Source organism: Vibrio sonorensis (assembly GCF_001854765.1).
Lineage (GTDB): Bacteria > Pseudomonadota > Gammaproteobacteria > Enterobacterales > Vibrionaceae > Vibrio > Vibrio sonorensis.
This window is the reverse complement of the sequence record NZ_LJJE01000013.1, coordinates 41,808-60,669: the sequence shown is the minus strand read 5'-3', so window position 1 is coordinate 60,669 and position 18,862 is coordinate 41,808. Positions and strand designations below refer to the sequence as shown.

At 44.2% G+C, this 18,862-nt stretch carries 17 protein-coding genes and 3 pseudogenes; 14 read left to right on the top strand and 6 right to left on the bottom strand.

Features of this window, described 5'->3' with window-relative positions; genetic code table 11:
- The gene (gene nrfC / locus BLO31_RS02860; protein ID WP_070962797.1) at positions 1-684 is read right to left on the bottom strand and encodes a cytochrome c nitrite reductase Fe-S protein; all 684 of its coding nucleotides are present in this window, start codon (positions 682-684) and stop codon (positions 1-3) included.
- 1 nt (position 685) lies between these two features.
- On the bottom strand, positions 686-1,273 hold the full coding sequence (nrfB, locus tag BLO31_RS02855) for a cytochrome c nitrite reductase pentaheme subunit (protein ID WP_070962796.1): 588 nt from the start codon (positions 1,271-1,273) through the stop codon (positions 686-688).
- Positions 1,274-1,716: 443 nt separating this feature from the next.
- Between nrfB and nrfA the strand changes: the two are divergent.
- A pseudogene (nrfA, locus tag BLO31_RS02850) lies at positions 1,717-3,146 on the top strand (ammonia-forming nitrite reductase cytochrome c552 subunit).
- 63 nt (positions 3,147-3,209) lie between these two features.
- Here nrfA and BLO31_RS02845 read toward each other — a convergent pair.
- Positions 3,210-3,827, bottom strand: coding sequence for a tetratricopeptide repeat protein (locus tag BLO31_RS02845; RefSeq protein ID WP_070962795.1), 618 nt, complete (start codon positions 3,825-3,827; stop codon positions 3,210-3,212).
- 84 nt (positions 3,828-3,911) lie between these two features.
- Between BLO31_RS02845 and BLO31_RS02840 the strand changes: the two genes are divergently transcribed.
- Positions 3,912-4,250, top strand: a complete 339-nt coding sequence (locus BLO31_RS02840; protein ID WP_070962794.1) for a DUF2956 domain-containing protein — start codon at positions 3,912-3,914, stop codon at positions 4,248-4,250.
- 2 nt (positions 4,251-4,252) lie between these two features.
- Positions 4,253-4,588, top strand: coding sequence for a DUF4156 domain-containing protein (locus BLO31_RS02835; protein ID WP_070962793.1), 336 nt, complete (start codon positions 4,253-4,255; stop codon positions 4,586-4,588).
- A 41-nt stretch (positions 4,589-4,629) separates the two neighbouring features.
- On the opposite strand, the gene BLO31_RS02830 is transcribed toward BLO31_RS02835, so the two are convergent.
- On the bottom strand, positions 4,630-4,911 hold the full coding sequence (locus BLO31_RS02830) for a winged helix-turn-helix domain-containing protein (RefSeq protein ID WP_070962792.1): 282 nt from the start codon (positions 4,909-4,911) through the stop codon (positions 4,630-4,632).
- Between the two features lie 499 nt (positions 4,912-5,410).
- Here BLO31_RS02830 and BLO31_RS02825 point away from each other — a divergent pair, with 499 nt between their 5' ends.
- The 10 genes and pseudogenes from BLO31_RS02825 to BLO31_RS02780 all read left to right on the top strand — a co-directional run bounded on the left by BLO31_RS02825 (position 5,411) and on the right by BLO31_RS02780 (position 16,543).
- On the top strand, positions 5,411-6,340 hold the full coding sequence (locus BLO31_RS02825) for a TonB-dependent receptor (RefSeq protein ID WP_070962791.1): 930 nt from the start codon (positions 5,411-5,413) through the stop codon (positions 6,338-6,340).
- Positions 6,340-7,500, top strand: a complete 1,161-nt coding sequence (locus BLO31_RS02820) for a TonB-dependent receptor (protein WP_070962790.1) — start codon at positions 6,340-6,342, stop codon at positions 7,498-7,500. Before BLO31_RS02825 ends, BLO31_RS02820 begins: the two co-directional genes overlap by 1 nt.
- Positions 7,501-7,597: 97 nt before the next feature.
- Positions 7,598-9,415: an ABC transporter ATP-binding protein gene (locus BLO31_RS02815; protein WP_175443163.1), complete on the top strand. Its 1,818-nt coding sequence runs from the start codon at positions 7,598-7,600 to the stop codon at positions 9,413-9,415.
- Positions 9,408-11,153 carry an ABC transporter ATP-binding protein gene (locus BLO31_RS02810; RefSeq protein ID WP_070962789.1) on the top strand — a complete coding sequence of 582 codons (1,746 nt, stop codon included), beginning with the start codon at positions 9,408-9,410 and terminating at the stop codon, positions 11,151-11,153. Before BLO31_RS02815 ends, BLO31_RS02810 begins: the two co-directional genes overlap by 8 nt.
- A gap of 231 nt (positions 11,154-11,384) precedes the next feature.
- The gene (locus tag BLO31_RS02805) at positions 11,385-12,344 is read left to right on the top strand and encodes a helix-turn-helix domain-containing protein (RefSeq protein WP_070962788.1); all 960 of its coding nucleotides are present in this window, start codon (positions 11,385-11,387) and stop codon (positions 12,342-12,344) included.
- 170 nt (positions 12,345-12,514) lie between these two features.
- Positions 12,515-13,774, top strand: a complete 1,260-nt coding sequence (locus BLO31_RS02800) for an RND transporter family protein (protein ID WP_070962787.1) — start codon at positions 12,515-12,517, stop codon at positions 13,772-13,774.
- Between the two features lie 389 nt (positions 13,775-14,163).
- Entirely contained in the window at positions 14,164-14,511 is a 348-nt protein-coding gene (locus tag BLO31_RS02795; RefSeq protein ID WP_070962786.1) for an ArsC family reductase, read from the top strand.
- A 16-nt stretch (positions 14,512-14,527) separates the two neighbouring features.
- The gene (gene dapE, locus BLO31_RS02790) at positions 14,528-15,661 is read left to right on the top strand and encodes a succinyl-diaminopimelate desuccinylase (RefSeq protein WP_070962785.1); all 1,134 of its coding nucleotides are present in this window, start codon (positions 14,528-14,530) and stop codon (positions 15,659-15,661) included.
- 2 nt (positions 15,662-15,663) lie between these two features.
- Positions 15,664-16,340, top strand: a pseudogene (locus tag BLO31_RS02785) (M15 family metallopeptidase).
- Between the two features lie 2 nt (positions 16,341-16,342).
- On the top strand, positions 16,343-16,543 hold the full coding sequence (locus BLO31_RS02780) for a DUF2897 family protein (RefSeq protein ID WP_070962784.1): 201 nt from the start codon (positions 16,343-16,345) through the stop codon (positions 16,541-16,543).
- A 38-nt stretch (positions 16,544-16,581) separates the two neighbouring features.
- Here BLO31_RS02780 and BLO31_RS02775 read toward each other — a convergent pair whose 3' ends face one another.
- Both BLO31_RS02775 and syd read right to left on the bottom strand, forming a co-directional pair.
- Entirely contained in the window at positions 16,582-17,358 is a 777-nt protein-coding gene (locus BLO31_RS02775) for a Zn-ribbon-containing protein (protein WP_070962783.1), read from the bottom strand.
- Between the two features lie 2 nt (positions 17,359-17,360).
- Positions 17,361-17,906 carry a SecY-interacting protein gene (syd, locus tag BLO31_RS02770; RefSeq protein ID WP_070962782.1) on the bottom strand — a complete coding sequence of 182 codons (546 nt, stop codon included), beginning with the start codon at positions 17,904-17,906 and terminating at the stop codon, positions 17,361-17,363.
- A gap of 107 nt (positions 17,907-18,013) precedes the next feature.
- On the opposite strand from syd, the pseudogene queF reads away from it, so the two are divergent.
- Positions 18,014-18,858 (top strand): annotated as a pseudogene (queF, locus tag BLO31_RS02765) (NADPH-dependent 7-cyano-7-deazaguanine reductase QueF).
- Positions 18,859-18,862: the final 4 nt, after the last annotated feature.

The window sequence follows — 18,862 nt, the reverse complement described above, 5'->3', positions numbered from 1 at the left end:
TTAAGCCTCCCCTGAACTATGTGGAATTTTAAATAGCTTAGGTTTAGTGCCGAGATGTTTTTTGTCTCGGTAGAAGCTATTTGTTGCTAACACCTTATTGATTTCGCTACTTGGGTCGTTAAGATCCCCAAAAATCAGCGCTTGAGTAGGACAAGAATCCACACATGCGGGAAGTTTTCCTCGTGCCAAGTTTGTATCTCGACAGAAGTTGCACTTGTCAGCTGACTTATCAACGGGATTAAAGAAACGCACCTGATATGGGCAGGCAGCAATGCAGTACCCACAACCGACACATTTGTTTTTGTGGATATCAACGATACCAGTTGTTTCATCTTTGTACGCGGCACCGGTAGGACAAACATAGACACACGGCGGATTATCACAGTGCTGACACGATATGCGCTGGAAGCGATAACTGATCTCTGGATATTCACCAACAGGTTCGCTTTGAGTGATCTCTAACCGACTAACCCCTTCAGGAACCTTATTTACTTCTCGGCATGCTTCAGTGCAGGCACTACATCCGATGCAAGAGGTTTCATCATGCACCATGCCGTAACTTATCGCGCTGACTTGCTGCGACGCGAGAGCCCTTTTACTACTCAGCACCGCGGTACCAGCAACTCCAGTAGTCATAATCAAAGCCCCAGAGCCAAGTAAAAAGTTTCGTCTAGAACAACTCATACTAGTCCCCTCCCTTAAGCTGATTAAAGTCTGAGTGGCAGTCGACACATAACTGTATTTTTTCCTTATGGTCTAAACTGAGTACCTTGCCCTTATTTCCGTGAACATCGTGGCAGTTTGAGCACGTCAGGTTGTCGGCATGAACATCATGGGTCCAACTGTCTTCCTGAAGGTATTGAGGCTGATGACAATCTGTACATAATTGATTGGCTTTGAGAACTTCTTCAGGTGTTAAGAAGGTTTTGTTACTGCCATGCTCAGACTGAGCTGACGAATATTTGATAACCTGAGGAGCACCTTCTCGGTGATCGGGGCCAATGTTGTTGTGGCATTCAGTGCAAGTGAGCTCACGCTGCAAAATCTTTTGGGATCCTTCACCGTGAGATTGCAATAAGGTTTCTTTCGCATCCTTATGGCATTGCGTACATTTATAGTCCTTGTCGCGGATTGGGGTAACGACATGCCGATCCTCTTGTTCTCTTTGCTTAGAGATATTCGAATCAGAAACGACATGGAGAGAATAACCATAGAGGCAAAATGCTAGAATAATTTTTAGCATTATGACTATGGCCAATTTTATCTTGCCCATATTATCCTTTCCTTAAAACAGGTTGATATTAAACCCGTTATCATTTGAATTGGTTCAGCATAAAAATGCTAAACAATTTCAATTCTCAATTGGAAAGCCACAACGCTATCAATTTAAATATTACGTATTTAAATAACTAAGTCGTACAAAATTCGATAAACTTCCAGATCTAAATCACCAAAATAAAAATGAACTATTACAACTTAAAAATGGTAATAGTTTTCATTAACAAAAACACACTCTACACATACCACTAAAGAGGTATTAACATCCTATTATGACAGAGATCACTTCCGTAAATTGATCTTAAACAAACCAAAATAAGTTACGAATTTTCATCGTGTTTTAAGTCTTTATTATAAATACTAGTTTCTCCAATTCTCTATTTGGAATTAGTCAGTTCACAACGCTGCCAATAACAAACAGAATATGGAGATAGCACTGTGAAAAAAATGCACTGGATACACACTTCCAATGCCGCATTCATATGTTTGGTGAGCGCCTTAGTCGGTTTCGCCAGCTTTGCTGCATCTGAAGAAAATACAATCATAGATACAAGAAACGATGCTTATCAAAATGACCACCCAGATCAATATCAGTCTTGGAAGCAAACAGAAGATAGCGTAGAAATCGAAGATGCTCTTGCTGAAGATCCCAACATGGTTATTCTCTGGGCCGGGTATGGGTTTGCAAAAGACTACAACAAAGCTAGAGGCCACTTTTATGCTCTAGATGATGTACGTCAAACCTTGAGAACTGGAGCCCCAAAAGATGGTGAATCAGGCCCGATGCCGATGGCGTGTTGGAGCTGTAAAAGCCCAGATGTTGCAAGAGTCATTGACGAGCGAGGAGAAGATGGTTACTTCGAGGGAAAATGGTCTCGGCTAGGGGATCATATTTCTAACCCTATCGGGTGTGCCGACTGCACGATACGAGAAGTGAGAAGTTCAAAAATGGCGAACCTGAACTAGCGCTCACAAGACCTTATGTAGAACGCGCTTTCTCAGTAATAGGCAAAGATTTTGAAAATCAATCTAGGCTTGAGCAACAAGCGTCTGTTTGCGCTCAATGCCATGTCGAGTACTACTTTACTGGACCGACAAAAGCTGTAAAGTTTCCTTGGGATATGGGTACGACCGTCGACGATATGGAACGCTACTACGACGCGTTAAACTTCAAAGACTGGACTCATAAAATCTCCAAAGCCCCAATGCTAAAAGCCCAGCACCCCGGCTGGGAAACGTGGCGCGATGGTATTCACGGCAAAAACAAAGTGGTCTGTGTCGACTGCCATATGCCGAAAATCACAAAAGAAGACGGAACGGTTTACACCGACCACAAGGTTGGCAATCCATTTGACCGATTTGAAGATACTTGTGCTCAGTGCCATACCCAAAGTAAAGAGCAACTAAGGAACATCGTCTCAAGCCGAAAAGCGCAAGTCTTAAACATGAAGCTAACCGCGGAGAAACAGATAGTCGCCGCACACTTTGAAGCTGGTGCCGCTTGGGAAGCTGGAGCGACTGACGATGAGATGAAAGACATTTTGCAAGATATCAGGCATGCTCAGTGGCGTTGGGATTACGCCATCGCCTCACACGGCGTTCACATGCATGCTCCTGAAATTGCCTTAGAAGTTTTGGGGACGGCAGTCGACCGTGCTGCGAACGCGAGAACCAAACTTGTTCGTCTACTTGCCACCAAAGGAATTGTCGATCCCATTGCCATTCCCGACATTTCAACCAAAGCAAAAGCACAGCAGGCACTTGGTATGGATATGGAGACAATGAACAAGGATAAAAAACATTTCTTAGAGACCGTCGTTCCAGACTGGGACAAAGCGGCTGAAAAAAGAGAGGCGACTTACCCTTAGTTGCTACCCTTAGTTGCCAATTTGAGCCTCTCCTTTCGAGGGGCTCAATATTTCTGATCACATCTAACCAGACATACTTTTGGCTTGTGCTAGCCTTTTTATAATGTTCGCTCTATCGAAATCGGTTCGCCCTGAATCTAAGATCTGAAACCAAACTTGTGCGGCTTTTTCAAAGCGCAAACTCACGTAGTGATCGCTTGCGATAAGATTTAAACTCGCGGGGTGAGTGCTGTCTAGTTCTAGAGCATTCGAGAGAAGGCGCTGAACCTCTCGATTCATCGATTGCCCGCTGTCGTAATAGAGTGCTGTCGCTTTAGACGCGTACAAGTTGGCAGTTGGTCGGTCACTCAATCTCAACGCATACTCAAAACACGTCGATGCCGAAGAAAACTCTTGTGACGCCAAATAACCTTGGCCCAACTCATACCAAAGATCCCATTGATTTGGGTCGTCTTTGATTAGCTGTTGCAGATCTTGCATCGACGTGTCTATGTTCTGGGCACTCACATCGTTATTGAGTTTTTCTGGTGGTAAGTCGATAGTAAGATAAGCCAAAGGGATCAGGGCGACAAAAGTAAAACCCATCAATATCACTAGATGCTTTAGTGGCACTTTCATCTTCCACAAGCAGACAGTGACGGCCAAACAGACAAACAAGGCCAATCCCAAAATGTCACTCATCGCAATTCCTTGGTCACACTTACATTTTTTGCCAGTATATCGTGGTACGCTATAGCTATTATTGATCCAAGCAGCGTAATTTTGATGAAGAATAAATCAACGCCCTCTCCTCAGACTCAACAAGAGGCAATGAAAATAGCTAAGGCCACCCAAAAGCCAGGCCAAACAAAAGAGCAGACCAAGCTGATTGCCCAAGGTATAGAAAAGGGCATCGCTTTATACAAAAAGCAACAGAAACAAAAATCCAGAGATGCAGATAAAGCGAAAAAGAGAGCGCAAAAAGCCAAGCAAAGTAATGCGCCAGTGGTCAATGACACGGTGTCTGAGCCAGTAGAAATCGTTAACCACAAACGTTCACTGTTGCCTTGGGGGCTATTGATTGCAAGCTGGATAGGTTTTGCGGTCTATTTAATACAGGGATAAATATGAACAAGTCGGCACTAGTTTTATTCTCATCCATCGGACTTTTGGCCGGTTGCACCAGTCCAGAAGTGGTACTTAAACCATCTTCTAACCAGATTGAAATTAGAATCGACCAACAGTTTGATCCCGATTCGTGCCAATGGATGGGCGATGTCACAGGAAGCGTTGGCCATTGGTACAACTACCTGTTTTATCCCAACGATGTCATGATTCGCGGCGCGATAAACGACTTGAGAAACAATGCGGCAACCCTTGGGGCAGACACGGTTTACGCCAAGTCCATGCAAGATTTTGCTACGTCGATGAGCTTATTTGGCGTGGCTTATAAGTGCCGATAGTAGAGTTGTAAAATGAAAGAAGCCAGCAAAGCTGGCTTTTTTTAGAATCCGAGTGTAGCGGCAATATCTGATTCGCGCTCAAGAACCCAACTGCTGTCAAAAGGTCCCCAGTCAGAAAGCTGATAATAACCGTCATTGTGTCTACGGCCATCTTGGACAAACATCAGTTCTATACCGATACCTGGTAATGCTTTGATCACGTCTTGAATGGTACGACGTGGCCAACCCGTTTTTTCGATCAGTTTAGGGACATTAGGCCTTTCGAGACTTTCCACCAATAAGGCTAGATACAATCGTCTCGCAAAAACAGGACTCAATTCCATTGATACCTCCTATATTCTACTGAAACCATTATTTCTTTTTTGACGTGAAATTTGTTGCGTTTGATCAATAACTCGCCATTCCTGCGTACGGAAAAGGTATTTTTTTCTCAGTTCGAAATATTCACGGGGTCGTTTTTTGTCTCTCAGGTCGCTCCCGAGAGGATCTAAAAACCTAGGTATTAATGTCGCGATCGCATTAAATGTAGTAACTCATACTCGATCTCACACATCCGTGGTGAGTCACGACTAAATCGCACAATCGACCTAACTATTACCATCACTCACAAATGGACATATTTGCTTGAAACTAAGGCCTTTATACTTATCTATTCAGGCGTCTTAGCTTGTATTAATACACCTGATTGAATATCAAATATCACTAAAATTCCTCTAGTGCTGTTTTGTCTCCCGCTACTGCTAGTTTCTCCATTTAGTCGCAAATGGTTTTCATTTACATTACTGCCATCTCACATCATCCAGTCATTAGGGGGGACTCTAGGTGAACAATAAAGCAATACTAGCAGCCGCTATTTTAGGAACACTTGCTTATGGACAAACCGCCGCCGCACCGCACGCGGTCGAAACGGTTATTGTGCAAGCTGCTCGTGTAGAAAAAGACATGAAAGATATTCCGCAAAGCATGGACTATCTCTCTGCTGAGGATATTGAAAAGCACCGTTACAAGACCGTAGCGGATGCGATTAAGTCTGTCGCAAACATTGTGTTACCAGAGCTACCGGGAGATTACAGTTACATTCAAGTGCGTGGATTGCCACGTCACTTAGAGCAAACTAACGTGCCAATTTACGTTGATGGTGTACCGCAGACCAGCTTATATGGCCTCAACTTACTGTTGAAAGACGTTGAATCGATTGAGTTTTTGCGTGGACCCCAAGGTAACACTTATGGCAGTAATGCTCGTGACGGTATCATTGTTATAACCACCAAAAAGCAGGGTAATGACCCCTCTGCATCTTTTGAGTTAGGTGTTGCTAACTACGATCAACAAAGCGGAACGGTTGCTGCGGGTACAGCGCTAATTGAAGACGTGTTGACTGCGAAAATGACGCTAGATTACTTAACTAGAGATGGTTTTGTTGAAAATACTCACCTTAACAAATCGGTCGATCCTAAAGAGCAACGTTCGGCCATGTTAAGTCTGCATTGGACTCCAAGCAGTGACTGGACAGCGAATCTCTACCTTGACCATACCACAATAGAAAGTGGCGTATATCCTTATGTGAAAGATGATCCAAAAACCGAGCGTGGAGATGATCTGAAATCGGCGACCGATATCGAAGGCTTGTTCGATCAAACCTCAAAAGGTGCCGCGTTGAATGTTACATGGACAGGGTTAGAAAATTGGCGACTTAGCTCAGTCACGGGGATTCGTAAAATCGATACTTTTGGCCGTTTTGATGCGACTTAGTGGTAACACCTCCCGCTGGTTCTGCTTATTATGATAACTATATTCGTGAAAAAGATACCTTCCAAGAACTGCGTTTAAATTCGAACTTAGGTGCGTTACCTGTTGATTGGACATTTGGTGCAGCGTTTTATCGCTCTCAAGAAGATAACAATAACTTCATTGAGATGGCGGCAAACAAAATGCAGGTCAACAAGGCCGCTGGTAAGTATACACGAGATACTTACACTGCTTATATGGATGCCAGTTGGCGTTTTGCGCCGACATGGACACTAAAAGCAGGCGCACGTTACACCAAAGAAGATTTCCATATCGACTCTCAGTTCTACAACATGCAACGTTTACCATTTGAAACACAGGGCAGCTACCAGAAAGACTATTCTGAGTTCTTACCTAACTTCGCAATCAGTAAAGATTTTGGCAAAGATCACACCGTATATGCTAGCTATGGTGAGGGCATGTTAAGTGGTGGAGGTACATGGATTGCGGAAGCGAGTGACAGCTCGGGCTACTTAGGGCATGGCTTACCTTATGACCCAGAGACCAGTGAAGTGTACGAGCTAGGTTATAAGAGCTATTGGAATGATCGTACTATCGTCGCCGGTATTAACGTGTTCGATATGCGTGTGAATAACCTGCAATACGCTTATCAAGACCCGACTACAGGGGCGAATATGATTGCACCAATTAAAGAGGTACGCTCACGTGGTATTGAAGGCTCAATCAGCGCACTCATTAATGATGTGTGGGAAGCGGCGCTGAGATTTGGTTTCAATGATGCCAAGGTCACCCAAGTGGATGGTTATACGGGAGCGAGCTACTCTGAAGGCGCACGCATTCCATTTGCACCGGAGCATACCGTCAATGTTGAAGCCACTTATTACGGTGAAATTAGTGATAACTGGAGGTTTACTCCAAACCTCGGTGTTGGCTTCTATGGTGAAATGGCACTAGATAAGCAAGGTAACAACTTCCAAGACTCTTACTTTGTGGTTGATGCCAATGTTCGATTCAATTATCGAGACGACTTTGAAATTCGACTCTGGGGCGTCAATGTAACCGACGAGCGATATAAAACCTTTTCCGTTAATTGGGGTGGAATGGGCTTGAGCAATTATGGTGACCCAATGCGATTTGGTGTCGATTTAAGCGCTAACTTCTAATCATAAGGGCTTTCATCATTCGATTTGAAAGCCCGATTTCTTTCCAGTGGTAAGCATGGCTTATCACTGCTGTTTTTATTTCTATTTGGAGGAAAGGATGTCTTCGTCATCTTCCCCCTCGGCGTTGCCTTGGCTACTGCAATTTTGTTATCAACATCGATGGATTTTGATTTGTTCCGTCTGCTTGGCAGCGATTGCAGCGACGCTTTCTCTTGCGCCCTACTATTTTGTCTATTTGATTGCTGACAGCCTTCTTACTCAAGTGACTGACCAACAAGCTATTTGGTGGTTTACCAGCTTAGCCTTAGCAGCGATGTTATTGCGTTATGGCTGTTTACTCTTATCTACCTATTTAGCCCATTCCAGCGCCTTTCATGTTCAGTATCAGATTAGGACGCGCTTGTTTCGGCACATGAGCCGCATTCCGCTAGGTTATTTTAATCAAACCAGCAGCGGCGAGATAAAGAAGGTGTTGGCAGAAGATATCGACAGAGTGGAAGTGTTTATTGCTCATCAGTTAGCGGATCTTGTGACAGCGCTGTTTGTGCCTTTAACCACTTTTGTATTGCTCTGTTTTATAGATTATCGCATGGCGCTATTTGCGCTAATTCCAATTCCTCTTGCTGCCATTAGCCAAGCGATGATGTTTCGTGGTTACAAAGAGAAAGCCCAGCAATACCACCATAATCTGGAGCAGCTCAACATTGCGGTGACGGAGTTCGCCCGAGCGATGCCCGTGATTCGTTTATTTGCCATGCAGCAAACTCGCCATGCTAAGTTGGAGAAAGGCTTAGCTCAGCATCGACAAGATTTAGCTAAATGGATAAAAGAGGCGGCTTGGCCAATGGCTTCGTTCAAAGCTTTTCTTAACAGTGGCTTAGCGGTGTTAGTTCCGATTGGTCTCTATTTTTGGCACGAAGGTTCGTTGACCATTGCCCAGTTCATTATCTGTTTGTTGCTTGGTGTAGGAATGTTGGAGCCGCTGTTTAATCTAACCTTACTGAGTACCTATCTGGGGCAAGTTTTTGAAGGCGTCGGGCGATTAATCAAGATTGAGCAATTGCCGCAAGAATCAGTGGTCACACAAGCTAATGATTCTAATCACTCGGCTTCTAAGCCTAAGGTAAGTCATCATCAGGTACGGTTCGAACAAGTCAGTTTTCATTATCCAGAAACAAACGAACCAGCACTGAAAAAAATTAGTTTTGAACTCAAGCCCCATACCGTGACTGCGATTGTCGGTGGTTCAGGGGCGGGTAAGTCGACCTTGATTCATCTATTAGCCAGAATGTTGCACCCAAGTAGTGGTCAAATTTATCTTGATGATCAGCCATTAAGTGATTATACAGAGGCGCAGTTGATGGATTATATGTCGTTGGTTTTTCAAGATTCGCATCTTTTTAAGCTGACCATCCGAGACAACATCACTATGGGTAACCCGTACTCATTTCAGCAAATAGAAGCGGCATCGAAAGCGGCCAACGCTCATCAGTTTATTGAACAATTGCCCCAAGGCTATGACACGCAATTGAGTAATGGTGTCTCACTGAGCGGCGGGCAAAAACAGCGTATCGCAATTGCAAGGGCAATGCTAAAAGATGCGCCGATTCTAGTGTTGGATGAGCCGACGGCGCATGCAGATGCGACCAATCAAAAACTGATTCAATCCGCTATTCGCGAGTTAGCACAAGGTAAAACAGTCGTCGTGATTGCGCACCAGCTTTCTACAGTGGTCAATGCCGATCAAATTTTAGTGCTTAACGATGGGTTATTGGTTGAGTGTGGATCGCACCAGCAATTGTTAGAGCAACAGGGACAATACGCCCAGTTATGGAACACGCAACAAATCGCTAAGCAATGGAAAATAAAGCCGTCGCAAATGGTAGAGCAACAACCGGAGGCGCAACATGCTTAAACGTTATCAACAGTTAACGGGGGTTTCGCTGCGCCCAATAGTGGTCAATACCCTTTGGGTCGCATTGGATGCATTGTTTGCGCTTGTGCCTTATCTATTGGTTTTTCAGTTGTTATCGGTACTCATTGCTGACAACCAACTGCCCGAAACTTGGCCTAATTATTGTTTAGCCATTGCGGTTTGTGTGCTGGCACGCATGGTGATGATTCGTATCGCTAACCTCAAACAAAGTTACTTAGCGACGCTCGTTGGGGAAAAGACCCGAAATGGTTTGTTGAGCAAGTTAACTAACATTCCGATGGGCCGCTTACTAAGCATCGACCTTGGTACATTGAACAACACATTGCTTAAAGATGTTGATAATGTCGAGCACGCTTTTTCCCATGTCGTGAGTCATTTGATGGCCGTACTTAGCACTTTAAGCGTGATTCTTCTCGGTTTAGCCTATTTTGATTGGCGTCTAGCGCTTAGCATGGCGGCAGGCATTCCATTGGCATGTGGCGCATTCGGTTGGTTAAACAAAGCGTCTTTAACCAGTAAAGCGCAGTTGTACCAAGCAGGAGATGAGTTAACGGACACTATTTTTGATTACATCTCAGGTATTAAAGTTTTGCGAGCTCATGGCTGCGCTGGTGGAGAGATTTTATCGCTAGATGAGAAGTCAAAATCCGCACGAGATGCGCATCTCGCCTTTGAAAAACGTGCAACATTAGCCCCTGCCGCATTCATTGTGTTAGCTGAATCAGGCTTTGCTTTGCTGATCAGTTTGGGCATTTACTGGGTACTTGATGGGCAAGTTACCGTGTCCGTTCTGTTGTTGTTTTTACTGCTTTCAACACAGTTTTATCGTCCAATCATGCAGGCGGGAATTTTGATTTCTCAGTGGCAGTTCTTCCAGTCAGCGATGGATCGTATCGCAGGTGTCTTAGCTGAGCCTAACCTTGATTACATTACTGATACTTCCTCTAAGCAGAGCTTGAACAATGGTTCAACGCTATTCTCGGGAGTAGAGCTAACCAACGTCAGTTTTGCATATCAGCAGCAACAAGTACTCAGCCAAGTCAGTTTTGCGGTTAAGCCGAATACGGTTACTGCGATTGTTGGGGCATCAGGCTCGGGTAAATCAACCTTGATTCATCTACTCGCAAGATTTTGGGATGTGCAATCAGGGCAAATATTGCTATCAGGGCAACCAATTAATAGCTTAAACCAAACTCAGATAGCTCAGTTGGTCAGTGTAGTATTTCAGCAAGTGTACTTATTTGATGACAGCATATTGAATAATCTGACGATGGGGAATCAATCTATTTCCACTGATGAGATTGAGCGCTGCTGTCAGATGGCATCGTGCTGGGAGTTTATTCAATCTTTACCGCAGGGCTTGCATACCCAAGTTGGCGAAGGTGGGACTAAGCTTTCTGGTGGCGAAAAGCAGCGAATTTCCATCGCTCGCGCATTGTTAAAACAATCGCCATTAATACTGCTGGATGAAGCGACCGCAGCGTTGGATGCGGAGAACGAACTCAAAGTGAAGCAAGCAGTTGGTCATTTGGTTGAAAACAAGACCGTGATAATGGTGGCGCATAACTTATCGAGTATCACTCATGTGGATCAAATTGTTGTGATGAACAACGGGAAGGTTGAAGCGGTAGGTCAACACGAGGCGCTATTATCTGGCTGCGAAACATACCAAACACTGTGGCGTGATCATCAGTCTTCGACCAGTTGGTGTTTGTAATTCAGGGTTCGTTATTGAGTTAAGCGAAGGGCTCATTATTGGAGATTAGCCGTGCGATAAGCCGTTTATGAAGCATAGCCATTTGGCTTCAAATCTATCTATACGTACCGTAAAGATGACAATTCTTATGGGTAGTGCGTGATATTGCTTGAAATTAATTGATAATTATTCTCATTTATTATAGTTTTCAGCTCATCTATTGATTTAACTATCAGGCATGGAGAGCTGACTATGGAGCTTGTTGACATTGATACTACACCGTTTCGTATGTACGACATTCTCGATTGCGCCCAAGATGATCAATTGGCTCAGTTTGCTACCTCTAAAGTCACCTTAGAAGAAAGTGTATGCGAGGGCGCTGGTTATATTTTTGATTTAGCTGAGGGGATGTCGGTTACTTTGAGTGACGTGACGTTCAAAGCACCTACTCGTTTCAAAGAGCAAGCACAAGACTTCTATGGTGCTTGCTTAATCTTACAAGGTGAAATGGACTTAGTGGTTCCAGAGCAAACGAAGGCGATCACCATTACCCGAGAAAAAGCCTTGTTCTTTGTGTGTCAGAGTGGAGAGTTTGAGTTTCACTATAATGATAATCGCACCAAGTTCTTAAATTTTTGCGTGCCGAAAGCCTTGTATGAATCTTTGATTGGCGCAAATGTCGACCCTGATAATGTATGTAATAAATACGATCTTGTATCTGTAACTGCGCCTATGGTGAAAGTGGTAGATGATATTTTCCGCTCTAAGTTGAGTAAATCTGCCAATAACTTTTACCTACAAGGTAAGGTTATGGAGCTATTAGCCATTCTCTACCACAACCTGACTCACCCAGTGAAACAGTGTGACGGCATGACATCTCGTGATATGGATTGTATTCAAGATGCTGCTCGAATCATTGAAGAACATATGCAAGAGCCGCCTTCACTGCAAGACCTAGCTCGCCAAGTAGGCATCAATGACAACAAGCTAAAGCGTAACTTTAAATTGGTGTTTGGCGATACCGTATATGGCTTTTTGTATAGCAAACGCATGGCCAAAGCCAGCGAACTGTTGGCGGAAGGGGAGCTATCAGTACAAGAGGTTGCCAATAAGGTTGGTTTCAAACACGTTGGTCATTTCTCTAAGAAATTCAAAGAGCAGTACGCTTGCAGCCCAAAAGACTATCGTCGCAAGTCAGTTGCTATGGGGTAACAATATTCTTTGTCGCAGGATATATGCTACTTGGCTTGAGTAACTCTCTAAGTTGAAATAAAGCTACGTCAAGTGACTAAAACTCTCCCTCAGCTGTGTCGTCAGGGTTTTATTAATACGTAATATGAGTCTCTTTATTTGCTCAAAGTAATGAAATAAGGATACGGTTCATGCACGCTGAATGGACATCTACTTCGTCAAATCAAACCTCAAATTCTGCCTTTTTCTGTTTCGTCGCTGGTTGCCGATATTGGTTACTTGCATGCGTATTGGTGAATTTGGCGGCTAGTTTGTATTTAGTTTCTCAGAAAGATGAAATCACTAGTTGGCTATTGCAGGAACCGCTATACATGTGGGGGGCAGTGATAGCAACCATAATGCTATTAATGTGGTGGCTGTGTCGTAGCTTGTTGATCACGTTAATTACTATGTTAGTTTGCGCCGTCGGTATGTTTTCAACTTTAATTGTGTTCAGTCAACTTGGAATGCCACTGTTTAGTGCATTGCAAATTGTGTTGTTAGCTATCGCAGTATCGGTGACCAGTGCAGTTCATTTTTCTGTTAGCCAAACGTCACTGCTGATCGTGAGCCCTTCAGCGAACATCCTCAGATCTAACTTGGGTTCAATCGTGTTAGTGACCATTTGGACGGCTGCGCTAATTTTGCTGATTGGGCAATTCATTGGTTCCAGCTTTGCGATAGCAAGTGTGGCGGTAATCTTTTTCACTCAGGGGTTATTGTTGTTGCTGCTGCTGGCCTTTGCTCCTTCTTTCACCCCAAAAGAGGCTGGGCGTGATTGGCTCGACAAAGGATTGAGCAAAACGATACAACGCATACTAGCGAGACCTAAGTTATATTCAATAGGGTTTATTGTCGTTACATTGCTGATGGTCGGTGGATTGATTATGTTGACCTTCACTCATGATGCCATGAACTCTGCCCCAGTATCTTGGCCATCATTGCTGTTCGCTGGTGTTTTATTATGTGGTTTGATTAAGGGGCAAGGTAAAGGGTTTATCTCTTCGTTAATGTGGATTTTGCTTGTGTTGACGATGACACTTGGTGCGACTTTAGGGTCGCTAGCCATGGCGATGATGCCGTTTACCGCAGGTTTAATCGGGTTTGCACCTGTGCTGATTTACCTAATCGTTGATGCGGTGATACAAATTTTGCATCCAATAAAGCTGAGCCATCAATTTTCCTCATCCAATACTAACAAAGATCGCATCACCGAAATTTCGAAAAAATTTGTGTCTACATCTAGATCATTAGTTATATCAAATACCATTGTTGCCAGCGCATTTTCTTTGCTTGTAATGGCTAATCATGGGGATCTACTCACTTTCGGCTTGTTAATTGGTACTGCTATTTCTTGGTCTATTATGTCGGTATTGATTTTATTGCCCGCTATTTATTTGCCTGTTGAGTAGGTAGAATGGAGTCATCCTAGTCGGTTAAAGACAGTCTACGGTAAGGAATTTCAACGTTTCCTTACCGGAACAGGCGCGGCTTATTCTACGTCAGAATAAGTGTCTGCCTGACCTAACTCCTGCCCTACAACTTAAAGTCGAGTGTTAATTAAACACTTTTAGGCTGTTTTCGCTATTTCAGATACCCTCATCCTACGAAATGCCTAAGTTGACCTGATTTGGGATTGAACTAGCGCGTGATGGGTCAGTGTCATTAATTATGGCTGAGCAAATGATGTGATTATTCTAGGTTTAAATAGTGAACATAGCGCCTTGTCTCCTTGAGCTAAAGCGAATGTAACGGTAAGCTGTTTTCTTCTCAGAACACCTATATTCATGGATTTATTACTATGACCACTATCATGTATGGCATACCAAACTGCGATACCATAAAAAAAGCGAGAAAATGGCTTGAAAATGCCGGTATCAGCTTCGAATTCCACGATTATCGCAAGCAAGGTATCAACCAAGAGATGGTAAGCACTTTTTGCCAACACTTGGGTTGGGAGGCGGTGTTAAACAAACGCGGCACTACATACAGACAACTGACTCAAGAGCAAAAAGACGGTTTAAATGCGTCTAATGCAGTGACGTTATTGGTCGAAAATCCGGCTATGATTAAACGTCCAATCTTAGTGGTCAACGATCAATATTTCATCGGATTTAAAGCCGAACAGTACCAAGAAATTTTTAGTTAAATAAAGGAAATCAAGGATGACAGATAGCCCAGTTCTGGCTCTCGCAAAAGACTTAATCAGTCGCCAATCGGTCACACCAGAAGATGCTGGATGTCAGGAAGTAATGATTAATCGACTCAAAGCACTTGGCTTTGAGGTGGAAGTCATGGTTTTTGAAGACACCACAAACTTTTGGGCACGCCGAGGCACACAAGCCCCCCTGTTTGCTTTAGCAGGTCACACTGATGTGGTACCGGCTGGCCCAATAGAGCAATGGCATACGCCTCCGTTCGAACCCACCGTTATTGACGGCCACCTTCACGGCCGCGGTGCGGCTGATATGAAAGGTTCTTTGGCGTGCATGGTCGTTGCTGTAGAGCGCTTTATCGCTAATCACCCTGACCACAAAGGCTCCATCGCTTTCCTTATTACTTCAGATGAAGAAGGTCCTTTTATCAATGGTACCACTCGTGTGGTCGACACCTTAATGGATCGCAATGAGATCATCGACATGTGTATTGTTGGTGAACCATCCAGCACACATGCTGTAGGTGATGTGATTAAAAATGGCCGTCGAGGCTCCATCACTGGTGATTTAAGGGTAAATGGAACTCAAGGTCACGTGGCCTACCCTCACTTGGCAAACAATCCTGTCCATCAGGCCTTGCCCGCCTTGGCAGAACTAGCGGCAACAAAATGGGATGAAGGAAATGAGTACTTCCCGCCTACCAGTTTCCAAATCCCGAACCTTAGTTCTGGCACTGGTGCATCCAATGTTATTCCGGGTGAGTTCGACGTGCAGTTTAACTTCCGATTCAGCACCGAGCTGACTGACACTGAAATCAAACGTCGAGTTCACTCAACATTAGATGCTCACGGATTGGATTACGATCTTAAGTGGACGCTAAGTGGCCATCCGTTTTTGACCGACAAGGGGGACCTACTTGATGCCGTCGTTAAAGCCGTAAGTGATGTTAACCACAAAGAACCTGAGTTACTGACTACTGGCGGGACATCTGACGGTCGATTTATCGCTCGTATGGGCGCGCAAGTAGTAGAACTCGGTCCTATCAATGCCACCATTCACAAAGTCAACGAGTGTGTCAGCGTTGCAGACTTAGAGAAGCTCACTGACATGTATGAAAAAACGCTAGAGAACGCACTAACGTGATCATGAGCTCTGAAGCGTTAACTGGATTAACGGAAAGTCATCTGTCCAATGTTTTGATTGGACAGAAACATTTTTTAATCCATTCAGATATACAGCGCGATCTGCTCGCGCTGTATAGCGCGGCTTGTGAGGCAGGGTTCAACTTTCACATTGCCAGTGGTTTTCGCAGTTTTGAACGGCAAAAGACCATCTGGAACAACAAGTTTCGCGGTATTAGTCCAATTTTAAGCAAAGAGAGCCAGCCGCTAGATCCCGACTCATTGTCCGAAATAGAAAAAGTTAACGCAATTCTTCGTTGGTCAGCCTTGCCGGGAGGCAGTAGGCACCATTGGGGAACTGACTTTGACATCTACGATAGAGATGCCATTGCACAAGGTGAAACACTGCAACTTGAGCCATGGGAATATTTATCTGGCATCAAGCCTCTTTTTATCAGTGGTTAAAGGCAAACTTAGCCGATTATGGATTCTTCTTCCCCTACTCTATCGACAAGGGTGGAGTCGCCCCAGAACCTTGGCATATCAGCCATAGGCAAGTCGCCAATGAGTGCTTGACGCAACTTTCGCTCACCTACCTTGAACAAGAGCTCAGTAAAAATCCGATTTTGGGACAAGGGCCAGTGATGGCTAACCTAGAGTCGATCTACAATCAATACATTACCAATATTACTTCGGAGTAGTGATGGCTGATTTCTTAACTAACCCTTGGGTCGTCATCGTGATCGTAATAAGCGTGATGATTGGTAATCTTAGCGCGCTGAAATACGTGATCAATATGAGATCAAAAGCGATGAAAAAAGCCATTGAAGCCCAAAAGAAAAAGAAAGAACAGGGAAAGGACGATTGGGATGACGACTGGGACAAAGACGACTGGAAAAAATAAGGACAAGTACCACTTGTCCTTATTTGCTTTTACACTTGCTACTTAATGTGGTCCCACGACAAATTTGATACCAATCGACAGCTATCACAACGAAAGTGGAAAACATCGTGAAGCGGTTCATCTAACAACCATTCTCCACCGCATTTAGGACACTTCCTATCGCGCTCTGATTGCAAACTTTCTCCTCCAACACGATACAAGTAATAGTAGGTCGGTATTTTGCTCAGATATTCGATTCTGCCTCTCAAATCCCAACCGCGGCGAAACAACACACTGTCTGTATCACAGATCTCGTGCAACGCGGCATGCTCTGCTCGACAAGCTCCTGCCATTTGCAGTTCATCACACGCTTGCCATTCTGTTTGCCACTTAACAACCGCTTTGTGGTCACCATTTAAAGTGGGTTCATTTCGGTAAAGAGGGATCGGCAACAAGGTTTCACCGCTTCTCAGTGGCGAACATGTATGCACATAAGTGGTGTAAAGAACTTGCCAGCTAGGCGTTTCTTCTTCTGCTGCTTGTTCCGAGTTTAAGTCGCGACCAAGTAAACGTACTTTCGGTGTAAGCAGACTCGCATCGGCAAGGCGATGAATACAGACCTTCACAAAATCTGAGTGATAGTTAGGATGCAAGCTGTCTTCTTCGGGACAAACCGCGCGAACAAAAAACTCACCATCGCCCATGACAATGGGAAACTCTCGTCCTAATACTTGACCGTTATATCTCAAAGCATCCATAAGGCCATTAATGGCTTTGTCGACTGCGCTCACGGTCGTGTTATCAAAGCACTCAAACTGCAGCTCTACAACAAACATGACTACACCACTGGCTCTAACTTGTTCAAAAACTCCACGACATCTTCGGCTAATATATCTCTTTTATCTGTACCTAAGCGTTCGAGAATCACATTGCCGGTAAGGTTGCAAATGGAGATCACATCCATTTCAGCGTCTGTTGCGGCGATAAAAACCGTAGGTTTGAGTTTCAATCGGCGCTGTGTCACTAAGTGGCCCAAAATGTTCTCTTGCAGACGAGCGTAGTCATCATCACTCCACACTTGGAGTAAGGTAAGTTCATTACCATCCCAAGTCGCATCCATATCAGCGCTGTACTGACAGCCATAAAAAGATTTTATATCTTGGTGAAGCGTTAGTTCGATAGCGGTTTCGACATTTTCAAAATCTGCCATCTGCTCTCTGGTGTACGCTTGCCACTCAACACCTTGCTCACTCTTGTTTTCTACACACGGTGAAACCAGGTCCATCAGCTCTTCACTGATGGGTAAAGAGCCCTTGGTCTCTTTGTGGGCGTCGACAAATCTTTGGCTAAAATGGGCGAGTGCCTGTCGGACACTATCAGACATGGGGGATTCTCCAGTTGAATGATTCTCTTAAAGGGCGTATCTCTTAATGACAGCCCGTGAGGGATTGCGTAAAATTCTCGTTATTCTAATCGAAATTACCACAAAGTATGAGCAAATATTCTGACGCTAAAGAGCTTGCGGGCCTGACACTGGGTAAAAAAACTGAGTACGCCAACCAATATCAGCCTGAGTTGCTGCAACCTGTTCCGCGCAGTTTAAACCGCGACGATCTTGAACTTGGTAAAACGCTTCCTTTTCAAGGTTGCGATATTTGGACGCTTTACGAACTTTCATGGCTCAATAGTAAAGGACTTCCACAGGTTGCTGTTGGGGAAGTATCTATACCCGCCACCAGCCCTAACTTGATTGAGTCGAAATCATTTAAACTCTACCTCAATAGCTATAATCAGACACGCTTTGAAAACTGGCAAGAGGTGGAAAAGACTCTGATCCAAGATTTGTCTCATTGCGCAGGTGAACAGGTCGAAGTGGTAATCAAACCCGTTACTGCCTATACAAATCAACCGATAGTAACCATGGCTGGTGAGTGTATCGACGATCAAGATATTGAAATTGATAGCTATGATTTCGATGCAAGTTTACTTGAAGATGCCGTTGGCGAAGAGCGAGTAGAAGAGTCATTGCATAGCCATTTGTTAAAGTCTAACTGCTTAATCACCAATCAACCTGATTGGGGCAGCGTCGAAATTCACTATAAAGGTCAACAAATTAACCGCGAAGCTCTGTTACGCTATCTGGTATCATTTCGCGAGCATAATGAATTTCACGAACAGTGCGTAGAGCGAATTTTTACCGATATTACCAAGTTCTGTGCACCGGAAGAATTGACAGTTTACGCGCGTTATACCCGTCGCGGTGGACTAGATATCAACCCTTATCGCTCAAATCAACAGGCGTCTCCAAGCACAATCATCGAATGGCTCGCCAATAAGGAA

Coding starts and splice junctions, on each gene's coding strand:
- nrfC (WP_070962797.1), bottom strand. CDS start 684: ATGAGTTGTTCTAGACGAAACTTTTTACTTGGCTCTGGGGCTTTGATT.
- nrfB (WP_070962796.1), bottom strand. CDS start 1,273: ATGGGCAAGATAAAATTGGCCATAGTCATAATGCTAAAAATTATTCTA.
- BLO31_RS02845 (WP_070962795.1), bottom strand. CDS start 3,827: ATGAGTGACATTTTGGGATTGGCCTTGTTTGTCTGTTTGGCCGTCACT.
- BLO31_RS02840 (WP_070962794.1), top strand. CDS start 3,912: ATGAAGAATAAATCAACGCCCTCTCCTCAGACTCAACAAGAGGCAATG.
- BLO31_RS02835 (WP_070962793.1), top strand. CDS start 4,253: ATGAACAAGTCGGCACTAGTTTTATTCTCATCCATCGGACTTTTGGCC.
- BLO31_RS02830 (WP_070962792.1), bottom strand. CDS start 4,911: ATGGAATTGAGTCCTGTTTTTGCGAGACGATTGTATCTAGCCTTATTG.
- BLO31_RS02815 (WP_175443163.1), top strand. CDS start 7,598: ATGTCTTCGTCATCTTCCCCCTCGGCGTTGCCTTGGCTACTGCAATTT.
- BLO31_RS02810 (WP_070962789.1), top strand. CDS start 9,408: ATGCTTAAACGTTATCAACAGTTAACGGGGGTTTCGCTGCGCCCAATA.
- BLO31_RS02805 (WP_070962788.1), top strand. CDS start 11,385: ATGGAGCTTGTTGACATTGATACTACACCGTTTCGTATGTACGACATT.
- BLO31_RS02800 (WP_070962787.1), top strand. CDS start 12,515: ATGCACGCTGAATGGACATCTACTTCGTCAAATCAAACCTCAAATTCT.
- BLO31_RS02795 (WP_070962786.1), top strand. CDS start 14,164: ATGACCACTATCATGTATGGCATACCAAACTGCGATACCATAAAAAAA.
- dapE (WP_070962785.1), top strand. CDS start 14,528: ATGACAGATAGCCCAGTTCTGGCTCTCGCAAAAGACTTAATCAGTCGC.
- BLO31_RS02780 (WP_070962784.1), top strand. CDS start 16,343: ATGGCTGATTTCTTAACTAACCCTTGGGTCGTCATCGTGATCGTAATA.
- BLO31_RS02775 (WP_070962783.1), bottom strand. CDS start 17,358: ATGTTTGTTGTAGAGCTGCAGTTTGAGTGCTTTGATAACACGACCGTG.
- syd (WP_070962782.1), bottom strand. CDS start 17,906: ATGTCTGATAGTGTCCGACAGGCACTCGCCCATTTTAGCCAAAGATTT.